The organism is Tumebacillus permanentifrigoris (genome assembly GCF_003148565.1).
In the GTDB taxonomy this organism is placed as follows: Bacteria; Bacillota; Bacilli; order Tumebacillales; family Tumebacillaceae; genus Tumebacillus; species Tumebacillus permanentifrigoris.
Genome location: NZ_QGGL01000013.1, coordinates 25,728 through 44,996 on the forward strand (window position 1 = coordinate 25,728; position 19,269 = coordinate 44,996).

Annotated in this window: 17 protein-coding genes; 9 read left to right on the forward strand and 8 right to left on the reverse strand. The window is 54.6% G+C overall.

Translation table 11 applies throughout. The annotated features are described in order from the left end of the window. Window positions 1–335: 335 nt before the first annotated feature. On the reverse strand, window positions 336–662 hold the full coding sequence (locus C7459_RS14915) for a hypothetical protein (RefSeq protein WP_109690105.1): 327 nt from the start codon (window positions 660–662) through the stop codon (window positions 336–338). A 159-nt stretch (window positions 663–821) separates the two neighbouring features. Between C7459_RS14915 and C7459_RS14920 the strand changes: the two genes are divergently transcribed. The 4 genes from C7459_RS14920 to C7459_RS14935 all read left to right on the forward strand — a co-directional run bounded on the left by C7459_RS14920 (window position 822) and on the right by C7459_RS14935 (window position 5,676). Then, complete coding sequence (locus C7459_RS14920) at window positions 822–2,468, forward strand: thiamine pyrophosphate-binding protein (RefSeq protein WP_245884564.1); 1,647 nt, start codon at window positions 822–824, stop codon at window positions 2,466–2,468. A 235-nt stretch (window positions 2,469–2,703) separates the two neighbouring features. After that, complete coding sequence (locus tag C7459_RS14925) at window positions 2,704–3,153, forward strand: MarR family winged helix-turn-helix transcriptional regulator (protein ID WP_109690106.1); 450 nt, start codon at window positions 2,704–2,706, stop codon at window positions 3,151–3,153. Next, entirely contained in the window at window positions 3,150–3,809 is a 660-nt protein-coding gene (locus C7459_RS14930; protein WP_109690107.1) for an HlyD family secretion protein, read from the forward strand. Before C7459_RS14925 ends, C7459_RS14930 begins: the two co-directional genes overlap by 4 nt. A gap of 13 nt (window positions 3,810–3,822) precedes the next feature. Beyond that, on the forward strand, window positions 3,823–5,676 hold the full coding sequence (locus C7459_RS14935; protein WP_211320401.1) for a DHA2 family efflux MFS transporter permease subunit: 1,854 nt from the start codon (window positions 3,823–3,825) through the stop codon (window positions 5,674–5,676). Between the two features lie 14 nt (window positions 5,677–5,690). On the opposite strand, the gene C7459_RS14940 is transcribed toward C7459_RS14935, so the two are convergent. Then, a complete protein-coding gene (locus C7459_RS14940; RefSeq protein ID WP_109690108.1) occupies window positions 5,691–6,554 on the reverse strand; it encodes an MBL fold metallo-hydrolase in 864 nt (287 codons plus the stop codon). 103 nt (window positions 6,555–6,657) lie between these two features. Then, a complete protein-coding gene (locus C7459_RS14945; RefSeq protein ID WP_109690109.1) occupies window positions 6,658–8,613 on the reverse strand; it encodes an ABC-F family ATP-binding cassette domain-containing protein in 1,956 nt (651 codons plus the stop codon). 178 nt (window positions 8,614–8,791) lie between these two features. Here C7459_RS14945 and C7459_RS14950 point away from each other — a divergent pair, with 178 nt between their 5' ends. From C7459_RS14950 to C7459_RS14960, 3 genes are all read left to right on the forward strand, one after another. Further along, complete coding sequence (locus tag C7459_RS14950; protein ID WP_109690110.1) at window positions 8,792–9,205, forward strand: NUDIX domain-containing protein; 414 nt, start codon at window positions 8,792–8,794, stop codon at window positions 9,203–9,205. Window positions 9,206–9,271: 66 nt separating this feature from the next. Beyond that, window positions 9,272–10,138, forward strand: coding sequence for a phosphatase PAP2 family protein (locus C7459_RS14955; protein WP_109690111.1), 867 nt, complete (start codon window positions 9,272–9,274; stop codon window positions 10,136–10,138). A gap of 224 nt (window positions 10,139–10,362) precedes the next feature. Beyond that, the gene (locus C7459_RS14960) at window positions 10,363–11,880 is read left to right on the forward strand and encodes a methyl-accepting chemotaxis protein (protein ID WP_170119483.1); all 1,518 of its coding nucleotides are present in this window, start codon (window positions 10,363–10,365) and stop codon (window positions 11,878–11,880) included. Between the two features lie 63 nt (window positions 11,881–11,943). On the opposite strand, the gene C7459_RS14965 is transcribed toward C7459_RS14960, so the two are convergent. Both C7459_RS14965 and C7459_RS14970 read right to left on the reverse strand, forming a co-directional pair. Further along, a complete protein-coding gene (locus C7459_RS14965) occupies window positions 11,944–12,171 on the reverse strand; it encodes a helix-hairpin-helix domain-containing protein (protein ID WP_211320402.1) in 228 nt (75 codons plus the stop codon). Window positions 12,172–12,215: 44 nt separating this feature from the next. Further along, on the reverse strand, window positions 12,216–12,584 hold the full coding sequence (locus C7459_RS14970; RefSeq protein ID WP_109690114.1) for a DUF4180 domain-containing protein: 369 nt from the start codon (window positions 12,582–12,584) through the stop codon (window positions 12,216–12,218). Between the two features lie 589 nt (window positions 12,585–13,173). Here C7459_RS14970 and C7459_RS14975 point away from each other — a divergent pair. Further along, entirely contained in the window at window positions 13,174–13,611 is a 438-nt protein-coding gene (locus tag C7459_RS14975; RefSeq protein WP_109690115.1) for a YybH family protein, read from the forward strand. A 227-nt stretch (window positions 13,612–13,838) separates the two neighbouring features. Here C7459_RS14975 and C7459_RS14980 read toward each other — a convergent pair whose 3' ends face one another. The 3 genes from C7459_RS14980 to C7459_RS14990 form a co-directional block, all read right to left on the reverse strand. Beyond that, window positions 13,839–14,213, reverse strand: a complete 375-nt coding sequence (locus tag C7459_RS14980; protein ID WP_109690116.1) for a YciI family protein — start codon at window positions 14,211–14,213, stop codon at window positions 13,839–13,841. 185 nt (window positions 14,214–14,398) lie between these two features. Then, the gene (locus C7459_RS14985) at window positions 14,399–15,181 is read right to left on the reverse strand and encodes a helix-turn-helix domain-containing protein (protein ID WP_109690117.1); all 783 of its coding nucleotides are present in this window, start codon (window positions 15,179–15,181) and stop codon (window positions 14,399–14,401) included. Window positions 15,182–15,348: 167 nt separating this feature from the next. After that, window positions 15,349–15,756: a VOC family protein gene (locus C7459_RS14990; protein ID WP_109690118.1), complete on the reverse strand. Its 408-nt coding sequence runs from the start codon at window positions 15,754–15,756 to the stop codon at window positions 15,349–15,351. Between the two features lie 226 nt (window positions 15,757–15,982). Here C7459_RS14990 and C7459_RS14995 point away from each other — a divergent pair, with 226 nt between their 5' ends. Next, window positions 15,983–19,213: a hypothetical protein gene (locus C7459_RS14995; RefSeq protein ID WP_146201013.1), complete on the forward strand. Its 3,231-nt coding sequence runs from the start codon at window positions 15,983–15,985 to the stop codon at window positions 19,211–19,213. The last annotated feature ends 56 nt before the right edge of the window (window positions 19,214–19,269 follow it).

Below are 19,269 nucleotides of genomic sequence, written 5' to 3' on the forward strand. Positions count from 1 at the left end.
GTAAAAGCTGAGCGTCAATCGAAAGTCAGCTCCAACAACAACAACTGTAACTGCTAATCAACCTGCACAGCATGTCCTGTAAAGGAGGTGATACAGATGAAATGGGTCGTAAAAGCAGAGCGTCAATCCAAAGTTAGCTCCAACAACAACAACTGCAACTGCTAATGAACCGGTGCTGCACATCTAACCAGGAGGTGATACATAATGAAATGGGTCGTAAAAGCAGAGCGCCAATCCAAAGTTAGCTCCAACAACAACAACTGCAACTGCTAATGAAATAAAGCTCGAAAAAAGGGTCAACCCATTGGGTTGACCCTTTTTACTTTTTCTCACATCTACACCTCAACCTCATACCCCAGCGTCTCCAAGACCTGAATACAGGACTTCCGAGCGAAGTAGAACAGGGTCTTCGAGACAATCCCCAACACCTGATACTCCGTACCATGACTGTCGATCATCAACCAACCGGTGATCGACTTGGTGATCGGTGAGTAGTGACAGAGGATGCTGTAGTCGGAATCGTTGCTGGTCAACAATCTCGCGTGTACGGATATACCTTCAAGGTCGAAGGCGATCTGCTCCAGCCGGAACCGGTGATCAATGTGGTTGATCGGCAGAATTTTGGCCTCCACTTTGTCAATCGTTTCACGAAGGGTCATCATCTGTCTCCCCTCTTTCGTTAATCTATTAATAATAGTGGATGCATTAAGGGAAGTGAGACTATTGTACCAGAAAAAGCAGAATTGAGCACGGTATGTAACACCTATTTCAAGGTCATCCTAACCGTGACTTTTGATTCAGGTAGGGAGGGCTTTTCTTCAATGAACCCACAACAAACAAAACCGACGCAACAGACGATGACGGTCGCACACACGATCGTGCAACAATTGCAGGCTTGGGGTGTGTCCCGCATCTATGGCGTCGTGGGTGATACGTTCCTCGACTTTTTGGACGCGATCAATGGGTCAGGGCTGCAATTCATCGCGGTCAAGCATGAGTCGACCGCCGCGTTTATGGCGTCTGCCGAAGCGAAACTGACCGGCAAACTCGGCGTCTGCCTCGCCACCAGCGGCCCAGGGATGGCGAATCTGCTCAACGGCCTCGGTGACGCTTACCAAGACAAAGCGCCCGTGCTCGCGATCACCGGCCAAGTGCCAACCCCACAAATCGGCACCGACACCAAGCAATACCTCGACCAACAAGTGTTCATCGCGCCGCTCGCCGCCTACTCCGCGCTCCTGACCTCGCCGGACGCAACAGTCGAGGTCTTTGCCAAAGCGATCCACACTTCCTTGGAACAAGGGGCCGTCACACACGTTTCCGTGCCGAAGGATCTGTTCACCCAGCAACAGTCGACGCCGATCCGCACACAGCCGCACTTGATGCGCGGCACGATGCAAGTCAATCCCGCAGACATTCAACAAGTGGCACAACTGCTCCAATCCGCACAAAAGCCGGTCGTCGTCGCAGGCGTCGGCGCCCGCGCAGCCGCACAGGATGTCGTACACATCTGTGAAGCGCTCGGCGCAGGTCTGATCCTCTCGCTCGGTGCCAAGGGCATGATCGACGAGAGCAACCCGCATCTGCTCGGCGGCATCGGCAAAGGGGGCAGTCCCTACGCATCCGAACTGCTCAAGCAAGCGGACGTTGTGCTGCTCGCCGGCGACACGTGGTGGCCGCAGGACTATGTTCCCGAAAACGTCCGCATCGTCCAAGTCGACTATGCGGCGACCAACATCGGGACCAAATTCAACGTAGAACTCGGTCTGGTCGGGGATACGAAAGTGATCCTCCCGGCACTGGCCCAGCAACTCCAAGGCCACCAGCCAAATCAACAGTGGCTTAGCCAGATCCAACAAGCGCGCCAGAAGTGGTACGCGGAGCTGGAGCAGGAAGCTTCTATGGAAGGAACACCGATCCACCCCGCCCGTCTGATCCGCGCCCTTGAGCGTACCGTCCAGCCGGACGCCGTGCTGTGCGTGGACACCGGAGACCACACCGTGTGGTTCAACCGCCAGTTCCGTGGGCAGCAGCAGGACGTGCTGTTTTCCGGCACATGGCGCAGCATGGGCTTTGGACTCCCGGCGGCGATGGCCGCGCAGTTGAGCGCACCAAACCGCCAAGTCGTAGCACTGGTCGGTGACGGGTGCCTCGGCATGAGCTTGGCAGACCTCTCCACAGCAGCACGATACGCACTGCCGATCACCGTGGTCGTCGTGAACAACGGACACCTCCAGATGGAGACCGATCGGCAAAAAGTCGGTCAGCACACGGAGCTGGGCTCCGACCTGACCAACCCCGACTTTGTCAAAGTTGCCGAAGCGTGCGGAGTGGCGGGTTTCCGTGTGACGGACACTGTTGATCTCGACAGCGTGCTCCAACAGGCGATGTCACTGCCCGGACCTGCCTTGATCGATGTAAGCGTTTCCGATGTGATGTTCCCGAACACAACTGCACAAGAGGCCTAACCTACCGAACCTATTAGGAAAAAAGACCTGACCGCACGGGGCAGGTCTTTTTTTACAACGCATGGCGCTGGTCGGCAACGGGGAACGTAAAAACAGCCAAAAGTGTCCGTGGTGGGTTGACATCTGCTGTCAGGCGCCTATAATGTTTTCTATACCGAATGATTCGTATGCGAATGATTTGAGTCCGTAAGATTCTGACCTGCGAACGTTTCTGATCTGGGAGGAAGGGGCTGCTATGGACGACATCACCGAGATCATCGCCTCGTTTCGTGAACTGAAGCGCGCGTACTACCGCTTGGTGCAACTGGACGCGGAGGCCGTGGGTGTGACGACTTTGCAGTTGATGGTGATGCGGAAATTGTCGCAACACGAGAGCCTCACGCTCAGCGAACTGGCCGAAGGGATGCAATTGACTCCGAGCACGATGAGCGGTGTGGTCGACCGTCTGGCCAAGGCAGGGTTGATCGAGCGCGACCGTTCCACCCAAGATCGACGGGCGCTGGTGTTGCATCTGACGGAGGCGGGGCGCGGGAAATTGGAGATCGCTTTCGGACCACAGTCCACCATCTACCGACGTCTGACCGGTGAGAATCGACTTTCGGAGCAGGACACCCAGGAACTGTTGCGACTGCATCAGGCCTATATCAAATTACTGACCATAGAGGAAGGGGAACCAGAGCAATGAATAGCATTCGTCGTTTGGTCATCGTCAACGTACTGTTGTTAGTGGTACTTGTCGGTGGCGGTTTTGCCGGGTATTACTTCTATAATCAATCCACCACCTACTTGAGCACAGATAACGCCAAAATCGATGGGCAGTCCGTTTCCATCGCTTCAGCAGCGGCTGGTAAACTCGTCGATTGGAACGGCGAGGTTGGCAAGCACTACGCAGCGGGTGACCGCGTCGGCGTCGTGGAAGTTCCGAACGGCCCGGGCGGCAAACCGATCGATGTCGACGTGACCGCACCGCAAGACGTGACGCTCGTGCAACAGAGCGCGGTGAAAAACGCCTTTGTCGGGGCGGGCATGCCGTTGGCGTACTCGTTTGACCTCGACCACCTATGGGTCACCGCGAACGTCAAGGAAACCGATATCAACGATGTAAAAGTCAACCAAGACGTAGACGTCTACATGGACGCATATCCGGGCACGACCTTGAAAGGCCATGTGGAAAAAATCGGCCTCGCGACGGCAAATACGTTCTCGCTGTTGCCGACCTCGAATACCACGGGCAACTACACCAAAGTAACGCAAGTGCTGCCGGTCACGATCGCTCTGGACGGCTACAAAGGTCTCGACCTCGCACCGGGCATGAACGTAACCGTCCGCATCCACAAGTAGAGGCGGTGAGGGAATGAACACCGCCTACGTGATCGGGTACATCGTCCTCTCGTTGCTCGTGCTGGTCGTGGCGAACAGGATGATGCGCTCGAAAAAACCAGCCGTCGAGCCGGAAGCCCCTGCGGTGACCGTGCTCCGCCAACCTCCCGTGGAGGAACTCAAGACTGACGACAGCTACGAACCGATCCCGGAGCTGACCGAAGACTTCATCGAAGCGGTGGAGGAAAATGTATCCGCCGCGCCAAAAGAGGAAGTTCCGGTTCCTACCTCGATCCACGCGAACATCGTCGGGGAGGCCGAACCGGAAGTAAGTCCTGAAGTGAAGCCGGAGACCTCGGCAGCCTCGAAACATAATGATGTTCACGTCGGACGCCTGCTGACCGTGCTGTTGCTCGGCGCCTTCGTCGCGATCCTCAACCAGACGCTGATCAACGTTGCGCTGCCGCACATGATGAACGACCTCAACGTGTCGGCGAACGTCGTCCAGTGGTTGGTCACCGGATACATGCTGGTCAGCGGCGTGCTGATCCCGATCACCGCTTATCTGATCGAGCGCTATGGGGCGCGCAAGCTGTTCCTCGCCGCCATGTTCTTGTTCACGCTCGGCGCGATCATCTGTGCGATCTCGCCAAACTTCGGGATCATGCTGTTTGGCCGTCTCGTGCAGGCATCGGGTGCTGGGATCATCATGCCGCTGATGATGACCGTGTTCCTGACCGTTTTCCCGCCGGAAAAACGCGGGAAAGCGATGGGCCTGATGGGCATCGCCATGATCTTCGCTCCAGCGATTGGGCCGACGCTGTCCGGTTACATCGTCCAGAACTACACGTGGCGCATCCTGTTCTGGATCGTCATCCCGATCGGGTTGCTGGACTTGGGTCTGGCCGCCGCTTGGATGCGCAACATCACCAAGACCTCGCGCCCGAAGTTCGACTTCCTCGGCTTCCTGTTTTCCACCGTGGGCTTCGGCGGTGTGCTGTACGGGTTCTCCGAAGCGGGTTCGGATGGATGGACGTCCTTCCCCGTGCTGTCCACGCTGATCATCGGCACCATCTCGTTGGTGCTGTTCGTCTGGCGCGAACTGACCACCGAACAACCGATGCTCAACCTGCGCGTGTTCAAGTTTGACGTGTTCACGCTGACGACGATCATCTCGTCGCTGATCAACATGGCGATGTTTGCCGCGATGATCCTGCTGCCGATCTACCTGCAAAACATCCGAGGCTTCACCCCGCTCCAAGCAGGGTTGCTGATGTTGCCAGGCGCGATTCTGATGGGGATCATGATGCCGGTTTCCGGTGCGATCTTCGACAAGTTCGGAGCGCGCGCACTGGCGGTCATCGGATTGATCATCACCGTCGCGACCACGTATGAATTCACCAAATTGACCTCAGACACGACGTACAACACCATACTCGTGCTGTATTGCCTGCGGATGTTCGGGATGTCGTTCATGATGATGCCGATTCAGACGGCGGGGATGAACCAATTGCCACGCCACCTGCACGCCCACGGCACCGCGACCGGAAACACTGCCCGACAAGTCGCCGGATCGCTCGGCACGGCGTTGCTCGTCACGATCATGACCAACCGCGCCACGTTCCACATGGCAAGTTTCACCAACGAAGTGACCACCGCCAACCCGTTGTTGGCACAAAAAATGAGTGCGCTCGGCCAAGGCCTCGCCGCGAGCACGGGACTTCCGGCCTCTGCGGGACAGACGGTCGCCACCCAGATGCTCTACGGTAACGCGATGAAACTCTCGACGATCCAAGGCATCAACGACGCCTTCTTGTACGCAACTGGATTCGCGATGATCGCGCTGGTGCTCGCCTTCTTCATCAAGCGAGTCAAACTTCAGAAGTAAAAAAACCACGCAACCTACAGGTTGCGTGGTTTTTTTTCGAGTCCAGCCATGTACCAGTCTACCGCTTGGGTCAGATCATGGACCTGTGTCAGCCCTTGCAGTCCCGCGACGATGCGCTCCCGATCTCGCCCAAACTGCTCGACCAGTCGTGCTAGCTGTTCCCACTCGTTCAAATCCTCGCGAAACGCCGTCAACGCCAGCGGCTGGCCATGCGATTCCACGATCAGATCGGCATCGTACTCATAGATCGATTCCAGCAGGCGCAGGAAGTGGTTCGCGGTGTACGTGCGCGGCCCGCCATACACAGATGGACCCAACGAGTCTCCTAAAAACAGGACTTTGTCCTCCTTCACATAGAGGAAGCACGAATCACTCGTATGGTCGCCTCCGACATGTCGAATCTCGCAGGTGACATCGCCTAGATCGAAATGCAGCGAGTGCGCGAAGATCAGATCTGGAACCACCACCTGAATGTTGCGATCTGCTCCGTATTCCTCCTGCATGTGCTGGAGGGTTTCAGCGCTTGCCATCCCTTGTCGAGTCAACGCTTGGAGCGTTGACTCCAGAGCGGACCAGTCCAACCCCACGAGCTTGCGCAAGGCGTCCACCGTTTGCTGATGAGCGACCGCAGGGAGGTTCCATTCGGACATGCCAAAGGAATGATCCCAGTGCCAATGCGTCAACACCAGCAGATCGGGCAAGCGCACACCACGAGCCTGCAATTGCTCTTGAAAAAGCCGCGCATGCGCGGGCGAGTTCCCCGCATCCATCAACAGCGTCCGCCGCGACCCGACGATGGCCGCCAGAATCGGTCGGTCTGATTTGTGTTCCGCAGGCAAGATCCAGACATGCGGGCTAATCTGTTCCACGAGTTGCATGATGAACGTCTCCTTCGCAAGTACCAATTTTGGAAATTCGGAAAAACGACCGCTCCTCGATGGAAGATCGAGAAGCGGTCGATTCGCAAGGCGTACTGCTATTCTATTCACCCGCTGCTTCCAACTCGGCCCACTCCTCGAGGAGCGCGTCGAGTTCGGTTTTCGCGGTGAGTAGCTCGTCGTTTTTGCGGGCGGCGAGCTCGTGGTCGGAGAAGACTTCGGGGAGGCAGAGGTCGGCTTCAATCGCTGCCATCAACTCTTCCAACTCCGCGATGCGCGCCTCGACTTTGGCGAGGCGTTCGAGGCGTTTTTTCTCGATCCGCTTCTGTTCCTTGTCCGCTTGGCGGCGGGCTTGGGCGTCGTCGAGCGGGGCATCGGTCGCGCTGTTTTTGGCTTTTGTGGACGCGGCGAGCAGAGCTTCTTGCTCGCGCTTTTCCGCGGCGAGTTCCTCGACTTTTTCCACAAAGTCATCGTAGTTGCCGAGGTACGAAGCCACGCCGTCCTCCGACAATTCGACCACGCGGGTGGCGAGGCGGTTGACGAAGTAGCGGTCATGCGAGATGAACAGCAACGTGCCCGGATAGTTGTCCAGCGCGTTCTCCAAGACTTCCTTGCTCAACAGGTCGAGATGGTTGGTCGGCTCGTCGAGGATCAGGAAGTTGGCGTTCTGGAGCATCAGCTTCGCCAGCGCGACCCGGCTGCGTTCACCGCCGGAGAGCGAGGAGATCGGCTTGGTCACATCATCGCCAGAGAACAGGAAGTTGCCGAGCACCGTGCGCACACGGGTCAGGTCGAGATTCGGGAACGCATCCCAGACTTCGTTGAGGATCGATTTCGATGCGGTGAGGTCTTCCTGTTGCTGGGTGAAGTACCCGACGGAGACGTTGGTGCCGAGTTTGAGGCGACCGGCGAGCGGGTCGAGTTTTTGATTGATCGCTTTGAGCAGGGTGGTCTTGCCGATCCCGTTCGGCCCGATCAGTGCGATGCGTTCGCCGCGGTAGACATTGAGCGAGATGTTGCGGGACAGCACTTTTTCCCCATACCCGAGCGCGACGTTGTCGACGGTCAGAACTTCGTTGCCCGACTGACGGTCGATGTTGAACGAGAAGTGCGCTTGCTCGGTGGAGAGCATCGGACGGTCGATGCGGTCGATTTTGTCCAGCAGCTTGCGGCGCGATTGGGCGCGCTTGGTCGTGGTGGCGCGGGCGATGTTGCGCTGGATGAAGTCCTCCAGCTTGGCGATCTCTGCCTGTTGTTGGTCGAAGCGTTTCATGTGCTGTTCGAGATCAGCCGCTTTTTGGTCGAGGAAGTCGGAGTAGTTGCCCTTCCAACGACGGGTGCGCCCGCGCTCCATCTCGTAGATCACCGTGATCAGCGAGTCGAGGAAGTAGCGGTCATGCGAGACCATCAGCAGCGCACCAGGGTAGTTTTTCAGATAATCTTCGAGCCAGGTCAAGGTGCGGATGTCGAGATAGTTGGTCGGCTCGTCGAGGATCAGCAAGTTCGGCTGGGTCAGCAGGTGTTTGCCGAGCAGCAGGCGGGTTTTCTGCCCACCGGAGAGCGAGTTGACGAGCCGTCCGTGCATCGGTTCCGGGAAGTCGAGACCGTGCAGGATCGAGCGGACTTTGGCATCGACAGCATAGCCGTTTTGGTCGGTAAACTCTTGGGTGAGCCGCGCATACTGTTCGGAGTGCTGTTGGAACAGCTTTTCGTTTTCATAGACGGATGGCTCGGCCATTTTTTGCTCAAGTTCACGCATCTTGGATTCGAGTTGTTTGATGTCGGCGTAGACGGAGACCATCTCATCCCAGATCGTCGCTTCGGAATCGATCTGCGAGTGCTGGGCGAGGTAGCCGACGGTGGTTTCGCGGCCGATGTGGACGGTGCCGGAGTCGTGCGTCATCTCCCCGGCGATGATCTTCAAGAGGGTGGACTTGCCAGCCCCGTTGACACCGATCAGCCCGACGCGTTCGCGGTCTTGGACGACGATCGACGTCCCATCGAGGATGACATCAGTACCATAAGCTTTGCGTATGTCATTCGCTTGCACGAGAATCATCTGTTTGATCACCTATTCTCTTCAAAACTGGTTCCTACTAGTGTACCTTATGAAGCTGGAAAAAAGAAGTACAGACCAAGGGACACCCTTGCAATTGCGTAGGTCTCGGCAGATCATTGGCTCTTTTGTTATGATGAGAGCAGAATCTAATTCGGTATCTTTTAGGAGCGAGATGAAAATGACAACCTCTACTCAACAACCCATCCTCCCGCGCATCGGCGTCGGGGCTGTGATCCTCGACGACGACCGTCGGATCTTGCTGGTCCTGCGCAATCGCCACCCGGAAGCGGGTACGTGGAGCATCCCCGGTGGCAAGGTCGAGCCCTACGAAACGCTGGAGCAAGCGGTGATCCGCGAAATCAAGGAGGAGGTCAATCTCGATGTAGAGATCGACCGTTTGCTCTGCACCGCGGAGACGGTCTCTCCAGAGACGGAGGAGCATTGGGTGTCGATCCTCTACGTGGTGCGCATCGTCGGTGGCACCGTGCAGAATCGGGAACCCGATGCGCTTCGTGATGTGCAATGGTTTTCGCTGGATGCGTTGCCGGAGAACCTCGCCTGCTTTACCGTGCCGGTGTTTGAAGTCCTCTAAGTCTACCCACCCGCCCGTCCACATAGGATGAGATGAACAGACGTTGACGGGCTAGGGGGACAGCACATGACACAGATTGAGATCCTACAAGCGATTCAATCGATTGCGACACCGTGGCTGGACAAGTTGATGATCGGCTTTTCGTTCGTCGGGGACGAGGAGTTTTACATCGCGACGGTGCCGCTGATTTATTACGCGGTTAACAAGCGGCTGGGTGTGCGACTAGCCATCGTGTTGGCACTTTCGATGTTCGTGAATGCTTGGTTGAAGTTCCTTTTTCAAGCCCCGCGCCCGATCGGGGTCGAGGGCGTTCGCAACCTGTACACCTCCTCGGCGCCGGGCCTGTCGTTTCCAAGCGGTCACTCCCAAGGCTCCGCGACCTACTGGGGCTATCTCGCGGCGGTGTCGAGGAAGATGTGGTTCGTCGCGCTGGCGGGCCTGCTCATCCTGAGCATCATGTTCTCTCGCCTCTACTTGGGTGTACACTGGCCAATTGATGTGCTGGGCGGGTTGGTGTTCGGCTTGCTGTTTGCCAGCGCGTTGGTCTGGGCGGACGCGAAGTTCGTCGCGCGTCTGTCGCACAACCTGAAACTCGGGCTCGGACTGTTGGTGCCGCTGGCCCTGCTCGCCGGCTATCACGAAACCGACGGGATGAAGCTCGCTGGGTTCCTGCTCGGCGGGTGGGTCGGGTATGTCGTCGAGTGCAAACACGTCGGCATGGAGCTGCCCAAGCGCTGGACGCAGCGTATCGTGCCAAGCCTCGTCGGGCTCGGCGTGGTCTTTGCCGTGCGGATGGTGGGAAAAGCGGCGTTGCCCGCAACCGGCTACTCCGACCTGCTCTGCTACGCGCTGGTCGGGTTCACCGCCACGATGCTGGTGCCGTGGTTGTTGGTGAAACTCTCGTGGTACAAGGGCAAGAGCCACATCCAGTAATGGAGGTGGCTCGTTTTTTACGCGGAGCTCCTCTATTGTAGTGAGAAGTCAATGCGTGTAAAATCTAGAGGTAGTTGAGACTAAAATGTGGACTTCCACAGAGGGAGCTTTTTTGCATGAGCATTAAAATTAAATTCTTTCTTTTTTGTCTGTTGCTACTACTTCTACAGAACCTTGCAATCGGAACATCCGTATACAGTTTAGATGGAGAGCAAGCGACCAGCATGCTCTTGATAACCCTCGGGGCGACGCTGGTCGTGGGGGGCGCGCTCGCCTATCTGTTCGCGTACAGGATCACCAAGCCGATTCGCCACCTCGGAGAACAAGTGCGTCGCGTCTCGACGGGAGACTTAGACATCGAAGAGATTCAAGTGAGCAGTCAGGATGACCTCGGCAAGCTCGCCGTCGATTTCAACACCATGACCGGCAAATTGAAGACCCTCACCGCCAGCGTAAAAGCCAGCGCGGACTCGCTGTTCGACTCGGCGCACCAGCTTGCACAGAGTGCGGATCAGACCAGTCAAGCCAGCCATCACATCACCTCGAACATCATGGAAGTGGCGGCCGGTACGGAAAAGCAGATCCAGAGCGTCTCGTCCTCCTCGGAAATCGTGCGGCAACTGGCGCAAGGCGCTGAGAAAATTGCCGAATACGCCAAGCATGTGTCGGATTCGACCCGCGATGCTCTGTACAAAGCGGACAACGGGACTGCCACCGTCGGCGTAGCGATGCACCAGATGGAGTCGATCAACACGAGCGTCGGTCAGTTGGCGGAGATGATCCAGCATCTCGGCACCAGTTCAAACGAAATCGGTGAGTTGACCCAGACGATCACGACGATCGCCAACCAGACCAACCTCCTCGCGCTCAACGCCGCGATTGAAGCGGCACGAGCGGGGGAGCATGGTCGAGGATTCGCAGTGGTGGCCGACGAGGTGCGCAAGCTGGCCGAGCAGTCTTCGGTCTCGGCGGAACACATCGGTCAAGTGATTGGCAAAATCCAAACGGAGACCGCGCAGGCGGGCCTCACGATGGAGCACGCGACAAGCGAAGTTGCACATGGCATCCAGATCGTCTCCGAAGCGGGGCAAGCGTTTGCAGAGATTCAAACTGCCATTCTGCACGTCCAGGAGAAAATCGACCAAGTGACCGAGTACTCGCAACGCATGGCAAGTGGGACGTTGTTGGTTGTCGATTCGATTGATCAGGTGATGGCGGTTGCCGAAGAGTCCTCCACGAGTGCGCAGAATGTCTCAGCGGCTGCGGAGGAACAACTGGCTTCGATGGAAGAGATTGCGACCTCCACGGAAGCGCTCAGCCGCATGTCGGAGGAGTTGCGCGAGATCGTGCGGCAGTTTGAGACGGAGAGCACGGGTTGCTGGTCGGTGAAGGTGATCGATGCGGACCAGCGGATCATCGAGTTGGTGTGGTCGGGTGTGATCACGAACTCCATCGTCCGCGAAGTCAATGAAGGGATGTTGCAGGCGGTCGCGTCGCTTGGCAACCAGCCGTTTGATGTGCTCGTGGACACCCGCACCATGCAAGTGGTGTTGCCAGAGGCACAAGAGCCGTTTGCAGCACACCAGAAGCTGCTTTTGGAAAAAGGCATGAAGCGTGCGGCCGTGGTGCTCGATTCACGGTTGGCGAAGTCGCAGTTGGATCAAGTGAAGCAAAACTCCGGGAACACGGTGGAGACGCAGTGGGGCACGTATGAGGAAGCCTTGGCGTTTTTGCGGAAGTAGGGAAAAGAGGACGCTCCGGGTGGGGCGTCCTCTTTTTTGCTACTAGGGGGTGCTACGAGAGCATCAGTCCGCAAACGAAAGCCCCTTCGCGGCGAGAGCGCGACGGAGTTGATCCAACGCTTTGGGTCCCATCCCATGCAATTGTAGGATCTCTGCCTCGCGTAGCTGGGTGAATTGCTCCAGCCGCAAGTAACCTGCCTGCGTGAGTGCCCGTATTGCCGGTTTTGCTAATTCGGTGGGGAGGTCACTTTCCGGTTCATGGGTATTTGATTGAACGTCGTGTTTTGGCACGTCGTACACCTCCTGTTCTTGGAAATCTTACTTTATTACTGTGACTACGCGATACTATGTAGGGCATGAAGTGCAGCTTGTTTATCTTTCAAGAAGAATACTTGCTTGCCTTTATTAGACTCGTAGATGAAATCCTGCAAACTCTTGCTATCATACTCATCAAAATCTCCAACAACAGCGAGTCTGACCTTGTAATTCGTATATTTTTGCAGGATCTCCCCCGCAAGTCTGGTTTTTAACTCGAAGAAATCCTCCGCCAGATTGGACTTGTTGAGCAATATCTTCTCGCATCCATAGGTATACCTAACGGAAGCCATCAAATCTAGTGCCCCTTGAACATCGCTGATGACGATGTCAGAGCTTTCCACGATGGCTACTTTTGATGTACCCATCTGGTCAATCAATACTTGCATGTTTAAACCTCCTGTAGCGGGGGAAATGGCTTGATTTTATATTATAAAATAGTATTGTCTATTTGTAAATGCGTCCTCTATGACGGAATTTCAGACATTGACGGTGATGATTGCATTTGATTCTCTGGTAGCTGCGATTATCTTCGGCATGTTGACAATAATTCTTGGCATACTCAACCTACTAAAAAAGAAATAGACCTCCCTTGAGCTTGGACGGCCTAGGAGATCTATTTCTAGCTAAACATTGAGCCGACACCCTTGATGGGTATCAGTTGTGCAAACGACCGTAGGTGTACCACCACCTGCGGTCACTTTTTATTCTACGCGTTTCATTTGAATTTATTCTACCACATGCTATGACAACTTCTCAATATCATCGTATCGCTCTAGTTGAGCAAGGGAGCACTGGGAGTGAAGTTGACGACCCTATTTTATCATAGTACAGTATCGTTACGTGGAGCGCAGTAATTTAGGGTTAAACTTTCTTGTGGTGATAAAGGTAGGAAGCGATTAAGATTGAAAAGTTTCTTGGGTTGAGTAATTTCCCTCCTCTCGTGATGTAGCTAGAAATGACAAAGGAGATGTATCTATGAGTGTTGGTTTTCATGAAGTTCAGGAAGTTTTGGAAAATTACAAATCTGCCGTATATGAGAAAGATGTTGAGAGGTATGTATCCTCATACGCTTCTGACCTCCATATATATGATTGTTGGAATGACTGGGAGTGTGTCGGCATTGCCCAATGGAGGAAATTTACGAAGGAATGGTTTCATGGTTTAGATGAGGAGGGTGCCTTAGTCAAAGTAGATTTTGATGAGGTAGTAATAGAGGAAAATTCGAATCTCGCTTTTGTTCGTTGCAATGTTACATTCGCTGCGTACAACGAATCCGGAGAGAAACTTCGCCAAATGACAGAAAGATTCACTTTCGTTTTACGAAAAGAAAATGAATCTTGGAACATCATACACCAACATTCATCACTGCCTATCAGTATGGAAACTGGGAAGGGCATTTTTAACCGTAAGTAAGCAATGACGCCACAAACAGAAAAAGACCTCACAGCCGATGGTATACGTTGTGAGGTCTTTTCTAATTTCATACTTATTCCATGCTCCATGACACGAGGCCAGGAAGGGTTATTCAAAAGCCCTTGTTTCGCCAAACATGTGGCCGCCGTCAATGATCGTGACATCCCATCGTTCCATAAAAAACGCCCCCCTTGCGGCGGTTAGACGATCACATCGAAGCAGACCCTTTACTTTTTCTGCTCAAAGTAATGGATCGGGCGGATCTCAATGCCCCAGCCGAGCTGCTCGCCCGCACCCACTTGCGTGGTCGGATGCAGGGAGGCCACCCGAATCGCTTCTTCCATATCCTGTGCTTCTATGAGGAACGCGCTACCTATCATCTCCTTGGTTTCGACGAAAGGACCGTCGATCACCGCTACCTTCCCATTCACCCGCCGTATGGATTTGGTCTCTAGGTCAAGGCCGGCATCGATGAGCACTTGGCCGCTCTTGTAAAATTCCTCGAGGTGAGGCTGACATTCACGCATGACCGCATCGATCTCTTCCTTGGGGCGGGCATTCATTTTCTTAGGATCGAAGTAACCCATACATAGAAATTTCATTTTACATCCTCCTCAAAATCGTTCGACTGTTTTTTTTCTTACTTCTATAATAAGACGACGAACGGCATCCAGCAAAATCGACACATGTCTTTCTATTCGACGATTTCTGTAAAGCATAGAATCGGAATCAATACCATGAGACAGAAAAAACCACCTGGTCGCTGATAGACTTTGCACGAGTTGCTTCAAGTCGCCTGACTCAAAAAATTCTTCATCAACAGCGGAAGCGAGATCAGAATCGGCGGATCGTCTGGGCTTGGCGGAAGAAGCGTCACGTGTTGAAACGGAACGGCGGTGTACGGTTGGACGTGAATCGGCACTCGGGTGCGCGTGCGCAGGGTCGCTTGCGGAAGCAAGATGTCGTTGGCATGCATGTTCCACGAGACGGACGTCGCCATCAGGTAATAGATTCCCGGCTTGACGCCGGTCAGACAAAACTCGCCCAACGAGGACAAAAGCGTGCCGTAGAGCGGTAGCCCCTCGGGAATCGGTCGAGCGAACAACCCAAGCAGAATGAGCCCATCAAACGGCACAGCCGCTTGGATGGTTCCGGCGATGCGAGCGTCTTGCTCGATGACTGGGCGCAACGACGACCAATCGGGCAGTTGTTGCAACGAGTTCAAGTGCTCGTCGACCTGCACACGCGATTGCCGAAACGCCGCAGGCGTCACACCCACCCGTTGCGTGAAGCGGGTTGTAAACGTACCAAGGCTCTGCTGCCCGATCTCCAACCCGACTTCGCGAATGCTCAAATCGGTGTGGAGCAAGAGATCTTTCGCTTTTTGCAAGCGGTGCGAGGAAACGTAATATTGAGGGGGGAGACCAATCGTCTCCTTAAAGATGCGCGTAAAATGATAGGGGCTGTACGAGACCAGCGCCGCTAGTTCAGCGAGGGAAAACGGTTCATTGAGGTGCTGATGAATATATGCGATCACTTCGTCGATCTCCGGATATCGTTCCGATACCATGGCGACACAGTCCTCCTACTTCAACCTATTTCGTGCGTTTCCAAGATTACAACAGATTTTAATTTTAACAAAATCAACTGAGTATTGGAAGTTCTTGCAGGTTGAATCCATAGAAAAAGACCTTCGGTGCTCGATCGAGCACCGAAGGTCTTGAGGATGGAAATCGATTAGGACGGGTTCGCCGCATGTTCCGTGACGATGCTCCATTGCACGCCGAATTTATCGACGAGTTGCCCGAACATGGCACCCCAGAACTGCATTTCCAATGGTTGTACCACAGTGCCGCCAGCTGCGAGGTTATCGAATGCGGTGCGCGCTTCTTCCGGGGTCTTGAACTCCATGCATTGGGAGATGGTGGTACCGTAGTTGACCGGTTCGAAGCTATCGGACATCATGAAGTTCACGCCAGCCGCCATCAGGCTCAAGTGCATGACTTTATCTTTGATTTCTTCGTTCGAGTCGGGAGCATCCCCAAAGGTCATCACGTGAAGAATCTCGCCACCCAGTGCAGATACATAAAACTCTGCTTGTGCGCGTGCGTCCTCTGTATTCAAATACGTTGCATGTTTCGCCATTTTCCATACACCTTCCACTTCTTATTAGTTTTGAATCGTTCTCGTCCTGATTTTACCACCAAACATTCGTTTGGGTTTCTTCTCGATTGCTATTCTGTTGATTTTGCCCGCTGTCCATTCACCTGATTTATACCTGTATCTGTCAAGCGGATGAAAACTTCGTATCAATCGAATTTACATGACATTTATGTTATAATAAATGAAGAATACTGTGCGGAAATGAGTGATGACGAAGATGTTCCAGCCACCCGTTCAAGCGCCTAGCACGCAGACTACGAACTCAACCCCGATTGTTGGCGGTGGGACGGATCGCGCTTCCACCCGTCGTGGTGAAAGTTCCTATTCGGCTGCCCAACTGATGCAACTGCAAAAGACGGTTGGCAATCGCGCCGTCACTCAGATGTTGAAGAATCAGGCGACTGCCAAGCAATTGAAAAAAGACCAATCTGTTGACCCAACCCCGATCACCGTGCTCGCCTCCCCAGTCGTGCAACGCGATGGTGACGAGGAGGAAGCCCAAGTCAGCAATTTCGGTACACAGGTGCTCAAAGACATCTTTACGAATAAAATCCTGCCCGAAGTCGGGAAATCAGTGGCCATCAAAGTCATCGATAGCTTCATGCTCCTCGCGGATGCCTTGCTGGCCAGCGCAATCCCCAATCTGGATACGTTGTTGAAGTACATGGGAGCCTGCCTCAACGCCTTCACGAAAGTCACGAATTTCTGGAGTGACTTAGGTCCCAACGTTCGCGCAGGTCTGAAGTTTGTCATGGGGGTTGTCTTGTACAAAGTCGACAACTTCCTGTCCAGCTACGCACCGATGAAGATGCTACCCAGCTTTGAAGCCAATGCTGCCGACGATGCGGAAGGCACGGTGATGATGCAATCTGTCATCAAGTACCTCAAAATTGCCGAGCAATTTTTGGACAAAGCCAGCGTGATGGTGCGCGTAGGCGACTATATGAAGAGACGCCTCGGTCTCATCTCCGACGAAGCAGCGCCCGAACAGGGTGCTCAGGAAGACGCGCAAGCCGAACAGACACCCAGTGGGACGAGCCTCGATCTCAAAGTGATCAAGCTGGAGATGCAAGATCTCTCCATCGTGCGCAGCAAAACGGATGACAACCAAAAAGAGTTGGGAGGTCTGGACGCCAAGTCCAAAGTCACGATCCGACTCTTCGGTCAAGAATACACGGTGGACGAGATTCATGCTCGCTTGGGCTGGGATCTCTCGTTCGCCATCGACATGACGCTTCGAAACAAGCTGATCATCGGGCGTTCCAACTTCCTGATCTTTGACATGGAGAATTTGGTCTTGGAAGAGCTTACCGTCGGCAACCGGGGATTGGACTCGCTGGTCGTCAGCGTCGCCAAATTCAAAGTCGGCTCGCTCTTGGAACTCGACAAGATCTCCGGAGGATACCAAAAAGGCGAAGGCTACCAGTTTGGTGCTGGCAACATTCAGCTCAACCTGCCCGCGCCCTTTGATACGACGCTTCAAGCGGCCGCCCAGCTCCAACTGGAGAAGGACGGTGCCTTCCGCCAGCTCGACATCACCAACTTCAAAGCGGGCGAGAACTTCACCGTCCAGCAGGCGCTCGTCACACGCGAATACCTGCGCATCGTGAATGCGATGTACGACTTGACGCCGTATGGCATGCCGTTCAAACCAACCTTGGATGAGATTCAGATCTCCAAAGACAAGAAAATCGACAAAATCCAAGGGGGCGTCACCGTCAAAGACTGGTCGCCGCTGACGGGCTTGACGATCAACGGTCACGCCGCCATCGGTTATGAAAACCTCCTGTATGCCCAAGTGGACGATGCGAACGTGCGACTGGACTACAAGATGTTCCAAGGCTATGGCTCGATCAAACATTTGCGCTACGATACCAACCGCAAGCTAGAAGGGGAGATCGACGAACTCACCTTCACGATCGGGAAGTTTACCTTCGCAGCTACCAAAGTCGATCTCAATCCGGATGGCACGATGTCGATCGCCGAAGCGGAAGTCGTGCTCGGAGGCGGCAAAGACAAAGTCGCCGCCAAAGATGTAGACGAGATCGGCGGGGACAAAGAAGGCTTGAAAAAATCCATGGGCTTCGATGCGATCTCCGGTGGCGGTGGGCTGAGTGAGCTGGCACAAGTTCATCTCAAAGCGAAGAACATCACGATTCGCGACGGCAAAGTCAACGTCGGCGAGTATGAAAAATGGGTCGGCCCGAGCAAAGTGATGAAAATCTCCCTGTTTGGCGGTGCCGTACAAGGTCTGCTCGATCAGGAAAAGGAAAAAGCCGCCATCGCCGGGCAGTTCAAATTCCCGTCCGATAGCGGATTCTGGCCGATCAAAGTCGGGGCAACCCTGCCGATTTCCCCCACACCGATCTCGCTGTTTATGGAAGTGGGCATCGGAGGCGGCATCTCCGCGAAGGCAGCCGGTTTGATCGAGCGCGACAAGTCGATCGCTCAAGCGTCCGTATACAACATCAAAGCGATGGCAGAGTTGGAAGCCGAATTGAGCTTCTCCATCGGCGCTGGGGTGAAGTTGGGTCATGAGATCTTGCTGGCTCTGCGCGCCTATCTGCAAGCGACCGCGACGCTTTCCGCCGCAACGCGCGCGGCGATTGAAGGGAAAGTCAAACTCAACCCGGATACCAAGATGGTGGAGCAGGACCCGAGCAATCCGGTGGTCTTCCGCTACGAGCTGGAAGCGGAATTGAAAGCCAAGCTGGACTTTGTCATCGACTTGGTCGCATTCCTGTTCTACAAAAAAGAGGTTGTCCGCAAGAATTTGGGCAACTGGACGCTCGGCAGCTACCGCATGGCGGGAAGCGTCCGGGAAAGCAAAGGCAAGTTGACAGACGAAGTAACGACGCCGCGTAGCGGTGCGGATGATACGACCTTGGGCGGTGCGATCCCAGGTCAGGTCAAACTGCCAGAGGACGATCTCGTCAAGGAGATGGCCAAACGCAAACACGACGAAGGCAAAGGCGACCAACCGTACAAATCACTGTATCGCACGGCACACGACAAAATGTCCGCAGCGCCGGAGCTCAACGCACCGACCTTGGCGAAGATCAGCGAAAAACTCAGACCGTCTGCGGAGGATCAGAGCGATGTTCCGAAGGTCGTGGAACGAATCAACACGTCGATGTCGGCACGTCGAGAGGGTCCGAACAAGTCGTATCTGATGTCGAACGAAGAATGGTTGCAGTATTCGAACAACGCGGCTCAGCGTAAAACCGTCATCCTCGTGGACAAAGCGTTACAAGCTTACCATGCGGAAAAAAATCCGCGCCAAAAGCTGGTGTTGCTGGAGCAACTGCGCGACATCGGAAACCAGTACATCCTCGATAAAAACAAAAGCCGCTGGAAAATGGTCTTCCGCCTCCTCCTCGATACGAATAAAGAGGAAGCATTCCTACGCGAGCAGATCGAAGCGTCCTCCGTCCGGTAGTAGAACGTGCGCAAACATCCAAAAACAGACCCTCTTCAACGCTCATCTGGCGCAAA

Coding starts and splice junctions, on each gene's coding strand:
- C7459_RS14915 (WP_109690105.1), bottom strand. CDS start 662: ATGATGACCCTTCGTGAAACGATTGACAAAGTGGAGGCCAAAATTCTG.
- C7459_RS14920 (WP_245884564.1), top strand. CDS start 822: ATGAACCCACAACAAACAAAACCGACGCAACAGACGATGACGGTCGCA.
- C7459_RS14925 (WP_109690106.1), top strand. CDS start 2,704: ATGGACGACATCACCGAGATCATCGCCTCGTTTCGTGAACTGAAGCGC.
- C7459_RS14930 (WP_109690107.1), top strand. CDS start 3,150: ATGAATAGCATTCGTCGTTTGGTCATCGTCAACGTACTGTTGTTAGTG.
- C7459_RS14935 (WP_211320401.1), top strand. CDS start 3,823: ATGAACACCGCCTACGTGATCGGGTACATCGTCCTCTCGTTGCTCGTG.
- C7459_RS14940 (WP_109690108.1), bottom strand. CDS start 6,554: ATGCAACTCGTGGAACAGATTAGCCCGCATGTCTGGATCTTGCCTGCG.
- C7459_RS14945 (WP_109690109.1), bottom strand. CDS start 8,613: ATGATTCTCGTGCAAGCGAATGACATACGCAAAGCTTATGGTACTGAT.
- C7459_RS14950 (WP_109690110.1), top strand. CDS start 8,792: ATGACAACCTCTACTCAACAACCCATCCTCCCGCGCATCGGCGTCGGG.
- C7459_RS14955 (WP_109690111.1), top strand. CDS start 9,272: ATGACACAGATTGAGATCCTACAAGCGATTCAATCGATTGCGACACCG.
- C7459_RS14960 (WP_170119483.1), top strand. CDS start 10,363: ATGCTCTTGATAACCCTCGGGGCGACGCTGGTCGTGGGGGGCGCGCTC.
- C7459_RS14970 (WP_109690114.1), bottom strand. CDS start 12,584: ATGCAAGTATTGATTGACCAGATGGGTACATCAAAAGTAGCCATCGTG.
- C7459_RS14975 (WP_109690115.1), top strand. CDS start 13,174: ATGAGTGTTGGTTTTCATGAAGTTCAGGAAGTTTTGGAAAATTACAAA.
- C7459_RS14980 (WP_109690116.1), bottom strand. CDS start 14,213: ATGAAATTTCTATGTATGGGTTACTTCGATCCTAAGAAAATGAATGCC.
- C7459_RS14985 (WP_109690117.1), bottom strand. CDS start 15,181: ATGGTATCGGAACGATATCCGGAGATCGACGAAGTGATCGCATATATT.
- C7459_RS14990 (WP_109690118.1), bottom strand. CDS start 15,756: ATGGCGAAACATGCAACGTATTTGAATACAGAGGACGCACGCGCACAA.
- C7459_RS14995 (WP_146201013.1), top strand. CDS start 15,983: ATGACGAAGATGTTCCAGCCACCCGTTCAAGCGCCTAGCACGCAGACT.